Here is a 10,175-nt window from a genome sequence, read left to right on the forward strand (position 1 = left end):
CTCAAGGTCCTGGATCTGGTCGAGTCCGGCCGCAAGGTCACTGAAGTCGCCCAACTCCTGGCTCTTGCCCGGCGAGCCGGTGCCGCAGCGCCGTGGCCCCTGGAGCGCCGAGAGCGTCGAGGATCTCCAGGGCCTCCGTCCAGTACGGCACCGGGTCGGCACCGGCGGTCGCGGCGGTGGCCCGGCCGAGGATGTCCAGGGCCTCGGCCTGCCCCTTGCGGTAGCCGCTCTCGCGGTGTGCGTCGAGAGCCTGGCGGCCGTACTCGACGGCGACAGCCGGCTCCCCGTGCTCCAGCCCGCAGCGGGCGAGCACGGTGAGCACCTCGTTCTCCACCAGGCGGTATTCCGAGCGCCGGGCCAGCTCCAGGGCGGCGGTGGCCTGCCGGCGATCGGTGGGGACCGGGACGGAGGCCAGCCCGAGGAGCGCGCGCGCCTCGATGTCGGTGGCACCGCGCTTACGGGCCAGCGCCAGCGCCTCCTCGAAGGCCATGGCCGCCTCGTCCCTGCGGCCGACCGTCAGCAGGACACCGCCGAGGGCGAGCTGAGCGGTGGCGCGGCTGTGGTCGTCGCCGTCCTCGTCGCTGAGGGCGGCAGCGGTCCGGGCCGCTTCCAGAGCACCCGTGAGATCCCCGGTGTCGCACCGGATGCGGGCGGCCAGCCGCAGGGCGAACGCCTCGGTGTCATGGTCGCCCACCTCCCGGGCCAGCGGCAGAAGGGCGTGCAGCTGGTGCCTCGCCTGCGCCGGCTCGCCGAGCAGGTGGTGCAGTTCCGCCAGATCGGCCGTGTTGAACAGCTGGTTCATACGTGAGCCCAGCGACGGGAGCAGTGCCGTCGCTCGGCGGTGGCAGTCCAGCGCCTCGCGCAGCCGGCCCAGGTCACGCAGAGTGTGCCCGAGGTTGCCGAGCACCACGGGGTGCCCTTGCGGCAGACCGTTGCGCCGGTCGATGTCCATGGCCCGGTCCAGGTGCTCGGCGGCGAGCCTCAGCCGACCGCTCTGCTGCGCGACCGTGCTGATGTTGTTGTGGGCGGTGGCCGCACCGTCCAGCCAGTCGGCGGCCTCGGCGAGCGCCAGCAACCGTTCGTAGTGAGCGATCGAGGAGTCCATGTGCCCCTGCTGGGTGTGGGCGTCGCCCAGCAGGTTGTGTATGGCGGCCTCGGCGAGCGGCTGCCCGGCTCGACGGGCGGCTGCCAGGGCTGCCTCGCCGACTGCCGTCCAGTCGACGGCGTGCTTCCGCGTCCACGAACAGCCACGCAGCCCGTCGGCGAGCTGCCAGGCGGCCGGGTGGTCCTCGGCGGCGGCCCTGTGGACGGTCGCGGCGAGGCCCGGCAGTTCGACGTCCAGCCACCGCGCGGCGGCCGAGGCGTCGGCGAGGTCCGGCAGCGGAACCTGGGACGTGGGGGCGCCGTCGGGCTCGTCGTCCGCGCCGGGCATCCGCTGTGTGCCGGGGTAGAGCAGCCGCGCACAGCGGTTCACGGCGGCCAGCAGCCATGTGTGCAGCCGGGCGGATGCCGACTCCCGTGCGGTACGGGTCTCCTCCAGCCGCAGCCGCTCGTCCGCGTACAGCATCAGCAGGTCGTGGTAGCGGTAGCGGCCGCGCCGGTGTTCGCGGAGCAGATGGGCGGCGCTGAGCTGGTCCAGCAAGCGGGTCGCCTCGCGCGGGGTGCTACCGGTGAGGACGGCGGCTGCCTCGACGCCGATCTCGGGTCCGGGCACGAGGGCCAGCAGCCGGAACATCCGGCGGACCGGGGCGGCGAGGGCGTGGTAGGAGAGGGCGAAGGCGGTCCGTACGGCGGACCCGTCGTCGCCGTCCACGGACAGGAGGCCCAGCCGGTCCCCCTCGCACAGCTCGTCGGCCTGGTCCTTGAGGGCGCGCCGGGGCGCGTGGTCCAGGTTGGCGGCGGAGATCCGCAGGGCGAGCGGGAGGTGGCCACAGGCGTCCGCGAGCTCGGCGGCGGCTTCCGGCTCCGCCTCGACCCGGGTTCTGCCGAGCGTACGGACCAGCAGCAGCCGGGACTCCTCGGCCCCGAAGACGTCCACTGCGAGGCGGCGGGCGCCGTCGTGGACGGCCAGCCCCGCCAGCCGGTGGCGACTGGTGACCAGGACCATGCAGTCGGGTCCGCCGGGCAGCAGCGGCCGGACCTGGTCCGCGTCGACCGCGTTGTCCAGGACGACCAGCATCCGCCGCCCGGCGGTCAGGGTCCGGTACAGGTCGGCGGCGGCCTCGGGTGTGCCGGGTATCCGCTCGCTCGCCACCCCCAGCGCCAGCAGGAACCGCACCAGCGCCTCGACGGAGCGCAGCGGCGCCGCCCCCGGCGAATGCCCCCGCAGGTCCACGAAGAGCTGCCCGTCCGGGAAGTGGTCACGGACCCGGTGCGCCCAGTGCACGGCCAGGGCCGTCTTGCCGACCCCGGCGGCGCCGGTGAGCGCGCAGATCCCGCTGCCCTGTTCCGAGAGCAGGGCGTCCAGACGGGCGAGCTGCTCGTCGCGGCCGGTGAAGAAGGGGATGTCGTACGGCAGCAGGGCGGGCGGCATGGGGGACGTCGCCGGGGCCGGTGCGGCGGACGGCGAGCGCGGCAGGTCCATCCGCAGGACGCGCAGGTGGGCGTCGGTCATCTCCGGCCCGGGGGTGACTCCCAGCTGGTCGTCCAAGCGGGTCCGCAACTCCCCGAACAGCCCCAGGGCGGCGGCCTGCTGGCCCGAGGCGGTGAGCGCCAGCATCATCCGGGCGTGCACGCCTTCGTGCAGCGGATCCAGGGCGGCGGCCTGCTCGAGTTCGGGGAGGGCGTCCGCCGGTCTGCCCAGCTCCAGGGCCCTGTCCGCGTACGACTGCACGAGCGACATCCGCAGCCGGGTGAGCGCCACCGCCGACGGATGCTCGCGCACCTGGTGCGGCGCGTCCCGCAGGACGGCGCCCCGCCACAGCCGCAGCGCCGCCGCGGACTGCCGGAACGCCTCGTCCGGGCCCTCGGCGGAGGCCCGTGCCGCCAGCTCGGTGAACTCCACGGCGTCCGACTGGCCTTCGGCGAGGTGCAGCAGATAGCCGGTGCGGGTGCGGCGCAGCGCCCCGTCCGATGCCTGCCCCGCCTTGTTCACCGGGGCGAGCAGGCGGCGTAGCCGGGCAACGTACGTATGGACCAGGTTCAGGCAGGTGGCGGGCGGGCTGCCGTCCCACAGGACGTCGACGATCTCGTCCTGCCCGACGGAGAGTCCCGGCTGAAGGGCCAGCAGGCCGAGCAGACCTCGCTGCTTGGCCGCCCCGACATCCATGGTCTCCCCAGCCACCCGCAGCGTCAGCGGACCGAGCACCGCGACCCGGAGAACGTCCCCGCCTCGCGGCGCCTCGCCGGGGTCCGTCGCGGCTTCCAGCCCCAGTGCCGCGATCAGCCGCAGGACCGACCGGCTGCGCGGTGACGCTGCCCGCCCCCGTTCGATCTCGCGGATGCCTCGGATGCTGACCCCGGCCGTTTCGGCGAGTTGGGCCTGGCTCAGGCCCAGGTGCACACGGCGGTCACGAAGCCAGATCCCCAGCTGCTCAGGCGAACGCCCCAATGTCCCGTGTCCCCCTCCGGTACCACCGAGGGACCGGGCAACGCTGGTCAAGCGTCCAATCAGCCCCGCCGGCAGGTTTTTTGACGGTTTATCACGCGGCGGGGACGGCTGCCAGGGCCCGGAACGGTTTCCGCGTTCCGGGCCCTCGCAGCGGGGGCGTGTCAGTGGGTCAACGGGCCGCCAGGGCCCGGCGGGTCGGTCACCCGCCGATCTCGTTCCAGGCCCACAGGTTCCGGTTGTAGGTGTACGTGGCGACCCAGAGGTCCTTCTCCGCGTCCACGACGAAGGTGTGCATGTCGCCCTCCACCGTGAGGGAGCCCAACTCCTTGTTCAGAGAGGGGAAGCCCACTGGTACCGCCACCTTGTTCCACACGTTGGTGGGGCCCTGTCCGGTCATGGTCGACCACAGTCGGCCGTCGTTGCCGAGCCCGGTGATCTGTTCGACGCTGCCGAACTGGGTCACACCTCCGCCGTTGCCGGTCAGCGGAACGGCCGGCGGGGCTCCCAGGTCCTCCCACCGCCCGGTCTGGCGGGGGTCGTCCCAGGAGACCCGCCAGGCGTGGCCGTCACCGGACCTCACGAAGGCGTGCAACAGGCCGCCGTTGCCCCAGGTGACGCCGAGGGAGGACACGGACCGCCCTTCCGGATGCTTGCCCCAGGAGAACCAGGTCCAGTTCCCGTCCCTGGTCTTGTGGAGGGACAAGAGTTCCTTCCGGTCGTTGATCATGAAGACGTACGCCCCGTCGTTGAACAGGCCCAGACCGGCGACCGTCAGCTGCCCCGCGTTGGCGGGAGCAGTGCCCATGTACTCCGTGCTCCAGGCCGCGGTGGAGCGGCGCCAGCGGTACTGCCACAGCCGCCGGTCGGCATCCCGTACCACCACGAGCATTCCGTCGCTGGTCTGCTGGGTACCGACGGCGTCCACGATCTGGCCGGCGTTCCTCGGACGCTCGAACTTCGCCCAACTCGTGGCGTCACCGTCGTGGGAGAACTCCCAGAGATGGCCGTCCGCCCCGATGGCGTACGCCCGGACACCGTGGTCGACGCCGACCGCGCCCGCGCCCTCGACGATCGTGGTGCTGCTGGAACCCCGGGAGGGGTAACCCCGGTTGGCCTTGCCCCAGTCCGAACCGTTCTGCTCGAACTCCCACATTCTGCCCTGGGAGTCGACGGCGAACTCGTCCGCCCGGAACGTGCTGCCGTCGGTGACCATGGCGGCACCGACCTGCTCCACGATCTGCGGCCCCGTATCGGCACTCGCGGCCGTCGAGGGCACCACGAGACACGCGGTGAGCACCGCCAGCGTCGCGGGGACGAGGGCCGGGTGCCGCCGTCCGGTTCTGGTTCTGATGGCCATGTCTTCTCCTCCAGGCGTGGGGCGCAGCGTGTGCTGTGCCGTGGTTCCCACGCTAGGAAGTCGGCAGGTCAGTACCACTGGACCGGAACTGTACCCACCGCACCCACTCCGGCCTGCGCAAACTCCCCACAGCGGCAAGGACGACACCCGAACCGGCAGAACGGCGGCAACTCCCGTGCACAACGCCATCTCGTGGGCTTCGACGACACTCCCGCAGCCGGTACGTCCGCGCCGCCCCTGACCACCGTCCGCCAGCCCTTCACCGAGATCGGCCGCACGGAACGGCCACCCAGCTCGTCGTCCGGGCCTCCACCGCCCCACCGCCCACCCGCCTTTGCGGCTTCGCGCCCGGACCTCGACATACCTTTTGAGCGCCGGACCTTTTGAGCGCCGGAGCCAGACAGGCTGACACGAAAGCGTCGGTCAGCACCTCGGTTCCTGACCTCCACCCACCGCCAGAGCGGCGTACGCGAAGATTGCCGGGCGCCCCTTTCGATTACCTGCGTCCTGCCCGAGGTATGGGTTCCGCGTATGCGGGGATAGCTCAGTCGGGCTGTACCGGGGGGCACCTGTTAGTCGGCCCCGGGCACGCAGGGTGATCAGACTCGTGCGTCTCGCTGCTGAACTTCCTTGAGGACTCCGGCCACTGTCGCGAAGTCATTATCCACCTGGAGAATAGTGTGCCCATGGTGCACAGCAGTCGCGCACACCAGCAGGTCAATCGCTCCAGCCGCCCGATGCCAGCCCCGCTGGGTCAGCTTGAGATTCCGCCCCGGCACCGTGGGCGCCGCACGCCTTCTCGGCGTTCACATGCGGAGCGATGGAGACGATGTGGGACGCCATCGCCCTCGCAGTGAGCGTGAGCAAGACGACCAAGGCATGCTTCGCGGGGGACGGGGAGATGCGTGGAGCCGGTGTCCACTCCTCATGACGGCACCCAATTGGGCACGATCTCCAGCCAGTTCGGACCGAAGCCCGGGTCTGTGTCGGGTGTCGGCCTGGGCCGTCCGGGCGCGTCCCTGGTGGTGTCGGCCCACGTGGGCGAAGCGAGCGCACCTCGCCCGGCGCTTCAACACCCTGGTCGGGCAACCGCCCATGACCTACCTGCGGCAACGCCGCCTGGCGCTCGTCGCCGACCTGCTGCGCCGGCCCGACACGACACTCGCCATGGTGGCCGACCGCGTCGGCTTCGCCAATGCCTTCGCCCTCAGCAACGCGTTCAAGAAGGAACACGGCATCAGCCCGAGCGAATACCGCCGGCGCGAGACAGGGCCGGAAACTGACGCCACTGCTCATAGAAGGCATGGAGAGCCGTGACCCAACGGGGCCGTTTCCCCTTCGGGCGACCTGCCGCACTGTGAGGTCGCCGCGCCAGCACAAGGAAGCGGACGGGGCGGCGGTACTGGCCCTGGACGACCGCTCCCGGTCGGCGTTGCCCTTGTCCACGGAAAGCGCGCTACGGCGGGCGCCTCCCGCTGCGAACCCCGTGCCGAGGAGACCGACGCGACCTCTACCGATCTTGCGAAGCACGAGCGGCAGCAGTTACTTGGCTAGCCACACGTTTGCCGGTACCTTAATTATGTGTCCAGCCACCTAAATGGGTGACGGCACGAGCGGAGTCGTCATGAAAGCCATCCTGTTCGACCGCTTCGGAGGCACGGAGGTACTGCGCGAGGCGGACATCGAGGTCCCGCAGCCCGGCCCGGGGCAGGTCCGCGTCCGCGTCAAGGCGGCCGGACTGAACGCTCTGGACGGCAAGATCCGCTCCGGGGCGCTGGAGGCCAGATTCCCCACCCCGCTCCCCTCCGTCCCCGGTGGCGAGCTCGCCGGAGTGGTGGACGCCCTGGGTGAGGGCGTGCCGGACGTGAAGGTGGGTGATGAGGTGCTGGGCTGGTCGGACACCGGCTCGTACGCCGAGTACGCGCTGGCCACCACCGTGGCCCCCAAGCCCGCCGGCCCCGACTGGCAGCACGCGGTCGCGCTGCCAGTGGCGGGCGCGACGGCCGAGCGGGTCCTGAACCTGCTCGGCGTCGTCGCCGGGGAGACCGTACTGACGCACGGCGCGGCCGGAGCGGTCGGCACCCTGGCGGTCCAGCTCGCCACGGCCCGCGGAGCGCGTGTCATCGCCACCGCAGGCCCCGCGAACCAGGACTACCTCACCTCGCTCGGCACCACCGCGACCCGCTACGGCGAGGGCCTGGTCGAGCGGGTCCGGGCACTGGCCCCCGATGGTGTGGACGCGGTGTTCGACGTGGCCGGGAAGGGAGCCCTGGAGGACTCCATCATCCTGCGCGGCGGCACCGAGCGCATCGTCACCATCGCCGACTTCCGCGCGCACAAGCTCGGCATCGCCTTCTCCAGCAGTCCCCGGGAACGCTCCGCCGCCGGCCTGGCCGCGCTGGCCCAGGACGCCGCGACCGGCAAGGTCGTCACCACCGTCACCGCCTACCCGCTCGACCAGGCCGCCACGGCCCAGCAGGTCAGCGACGCCGGGCATGTGCGGGGCAAGCTCGTCCTCACCCTCGACTGATCACGGCCGCCTTTCCCCTCTTTCGATCATCAACTGGTCATCACCGAACGATCATCACCGAACCGAAGGACCCTTCATGCTGAACGCCCTGTGGACACCGACCACCGTCGGTGACATCTCCCTCCCGCACCGCCTGGTCATGGCCCCCATGACCCGTGACCGCTCCACACCCGAAGGCGTACCGACCGAGCTGAACGCCGAGTACTACGCCCAGCGGGCCTCGCACGCGCTCATCATCACCGAGGGAACCCAGCCCTCCACCGACGGCCAGGGCTACCTCCTCACCCCCGGCATCCACAACGGCGAGCAGATCGCCGGGTGGCGCAAGGTCACCGACGCCGTGCACGAGGCCGACGGCCGCATCGTCATCCAGCTGATGCACACCGGACGCATCTCCCACCCCGACAACACCCCCCACGGGCGCCGACCGGTCGCCCCCTCGGCGATCCAGCCGCAGGGCACGATGTTCACCGCCTCCGGCCCCCAGGAGATGCCGACACCCCGTGCTCTGTCGACGCAGGAGGTCGCGGCGACCGTCGACGACTTCCGTCGCGCCGCAGCGGCCGCCGTCGCGGCAGGCGCCGACGGCGTGGAGATCCACGGCGCCAACGGCTACCTGGTGCACCAGTTCCTGTCCGACAACACCAACCAGCGCACCGACCGCTACGGCGGTTCCCTCGACAACCGCATCCGCTTCGCCGTCGAGGTCGCCGCTGCCGTGGCCGACGAGATCGGCGCCGACCGCACCGGCCTGCGCATCTCCCCCGGCACCCCCTACAACGACATCGCCGAGTCCGACACCGCCGAGCTGTATCCGGCGCTCCTGCGCGCCGTCAGCCCGCTCGGCCTTGCCTACCTCCACGTGATGCACGCGGGCGACGAGGAGCTGCTGGGCACCCTGCGCGCGCTGTGGCCGACCACGCTGATCCTCAACCGGGCCGGCACCGACCTGCCCACCCGCGCCAAGGACATCGACAACGGCACGGCCGACCTCGTCTCTGTCGGTGCCCTCGCGCTCGCCAACCCGGACCTGGTCGAGCGGCTACGCTCTGACGCGCCGCTGAACACCCCCGACCCTGCGACCTTCTACGGCGGCGGAGTGGCCGGCTACACCGACTACCCCACCTACACCGTCTGAGGAACCGCATCATGCCCGCCCCCACACCCCGCCCCCCCAGCACGGCCAGCGAGGGGCCGATGAGCTACGCGATCTTCCAGCTCGCCCGCGCTCACCGGGCCCGCGCCGGCGCCATGCTCCGCGAGATGGACCTGCATCCCGGACAGGAACTGCTGCTGATGCAACTCCTCGACCGGGACGGCCAGACCCAGTCCGAGCTGCTCGAAAGCGTCGGCCTGGACCACTCCACCGTCTCCAAGTCCCTGCGCCGCATGCAGGACGCCGGCCTGCTCATCCGCGAGCCGGCCGAACACGACCGGCGCGTCATGGTCGTCCACCTCACCGACAAGGGCCGTGCCATGCGCGAGCCCCTGGCAGCCATGTGGCGGGCCCTGGAGGAGACCTCCGCGCGGAACCTGTCGGCACAGCAGGCAGAGTCCTTCGTGAGCACCGCCTACGCCATCGCCGACGCGATCAACAGCCGCGCTCTTCCGCGGGAAGAGTCCCAGTGACGCGGTACGCGTCGCCAAGGCCTGGAACGCGCCGTACCCCGAGCGTGCCGCTGGGGTGTGCCCCACAAAAGCCGGTGGCGGCCACCCGCACTTCCGTCGTGCTGCCGGGTACGGCAGTTTCCGGAAGTCGAACCGGCCGTGCTCGTCGGTCAGGCCGGCCGCGAGCACCGCGCCGTACACGTCCGTCACGGTCACGGCAGCTGCCTGTCAGGGAGCGGCCGGACTCCCTCTGGGCACGGTTGCCGAGCGGCTGGGGATGACGTGTGAACGCTGTCAGTGGGCTCCGGCTCCAAGCGTTCCGTCGCCGTCGGAGGGCGCCTGTGGTGCGGTGCGCCGGGCGACGACGGCCAGCGCCGCGACCGTCACGGCGACGAGCAGCGGGTGCTCGACCAGCCACGTCTGGACGCCTTCGAAGGGGTCGGACGATGTCAGGGCGGCGCGTTCGAGCGTCCAGGAGACCGAGAACAGCAGGCCGGTCAGGGCCACCCCGATGCGGAACGCGGGGTAGAGCGCGGTGCGGGCCAGGACGATCAGGGAGGGCATCATCAGGGCGACGACGAGGAGTTGGGTCAGTTCGATGCCCAGGTTGAAGCCCAGCAGCGTGGTCACGAGCGAGCCGCGGTCGAGGCCGAGGTCGCCGATCAGGGAGGCGAACGCCAGGCCGTGGACGAGACCGAAACCGGCTGCGATGAGTACCTCGCCGTGGGACACCAGGGGGCGCACGGCATGGACCGCGGACACCGCGATCGACAGGGCGATCAGGGTCTCGACCGGGCGGGTCGGCAGGTCGATCACCCCGGTGGCCGCCAGCGCCAGGGTGAGCGAGTGGCCGATGGCGAACGCGGTGACGACATGGACGACGCGGACGACGCTGCGGCGCGGTGACGGGGCCGCGCGCCATCGACCCCCCGCGGCCACCAGGGGGGCCGGGATGAGCAGCATGAGCAGGAACAGCAGGTGGTCGGCGCCCTCGCCCACGTGCTCGGTGCCCAGGGCGGCGGTCGTCGCGAAGCCCCGTAGCCATGAGCCCTCACCCGCGGGGACTTCGAGGCTCTTGGTGTCGAAGTCGACGATCCCGAGGGTCTCGGCGTCGTCGGTCTTCAGGATGC

The 10,175-nt window shown here is 71.6% G+C and carries 6 protein-coding genes and 2 pseudogenes; 4 read left to right on the forward strand and 4 right to left on the reverse strand.

Features of this window, described 5'->3' with window-relative positions:
- Positions 1-37: 37 nt before the first annotated feature.
- The 3 genes and pseudogenes from F3T56_RS41450 to F3T56_RS48870 all read right to left on the reverse strand — a co-directional run.
- Positions 38-3,550 (reverse strand): BTAD domain-containing putative transcriptional regulator, encoded by a 3,513-nt coding sequence (locus F3T56_RS41450; protein WP_172639394.1) that lies wholly within the window; start codon positions 3,548-3,550, stop codon positions 38-40.
- 199 nt (positions 3,551-3,749) lie between these two features.
- Positions 3,750-4,907, reverse strand: coding sequence for a PLL family lectin (locus F3T56_RS41455; protein ID WP_149830634.1), 1,158 nt, complete (start codon positions 4,905-4,907; stop codon positions 3,750-3,752).
- 599 nt (positions 4,908-5,506) lie between these two features.
- Positions 5,507-5,668, reverse strand: a pseudogene (locus F3T56_RS48870) (VapC toxin family PIN domain ribonuclease); the annotation flags it as partial.
- A gap of 250 nt (positions 5,669-5,918) precedes the next feature.
- Here F3T56_RS48870 and F3T56_RS48875 point away from each other — a divergent pair.
- The 4 genes and pseudogenes from F3T56_RS48875 to F3T56_RS41485 form a co-directional block, all read left to right on the forward strand.
- A pseudogene (locus F3T56_RS48875) lies at positions 5,919-6,224 on the forward strand (helix-turn-helix transcriptional regulator); the annotation flags it as partial.
- A 307-nt stretch (positions 6,225-6,531) separates the two neighbouring features.
- The gene (locus F3T56_RS41475; protein WP_149830635.1) at positions 6,532-7,437 is read left to right on the forward strand and encodes an NADP-dependent oxidoreductase; all 906 of its coding nucleotides are present in this window, start codon (positions 6,532-6,534) and stop codon (positions 7,435-7,437) included.
- 76 nt (positions 7,438-7,513) lie between these two features.
- Entirely contained in the window at positions 7,514-8,575 is a 1,062-nt protein-coding gene (locus F3T56_RS41480) for an alkene reductase (RefSeq protein WP_149830637.1), read from the forward strand.
- 11 nt (positions 8,576-8,586) lie between these two features.
- Positions 8,587-9,066: a MarR family winged helix-turn-helix transcriptional regulator gene (locus F3T56_RS41485; protein ID WP_149830638.1), complete on the forward strand. Its 480-nt coding sequence runs from the start codon at positions 8,587-8,589 to the stop codon at positions 9,064-9,066.
- A gap of 273 nt (positions 9,067-9,339) precedes the next feature.
- On the opposite strand, the gene F3T56_RS41490 is transcribed toward F3T56_RS41485, so the two are convergent.
- On the reverse strand, positions 9,340-10,175 hold an 836-nt coding region (locus tag F3T56_RS41490), incomplete at its 5' end, for a HupE/UreJ family protein (protein ID WP_149830640.1).

Source organism: Streptomyces tailanensis (assembly GCF_008386495.1).
GTDB classification, from domain to species: domain Bacteria; phylum Actinomycetota; class Actinomycetes; order Streptomycetales; family Streptomycetaceae; genus Streptomyces; species Streptomyces tailanensis.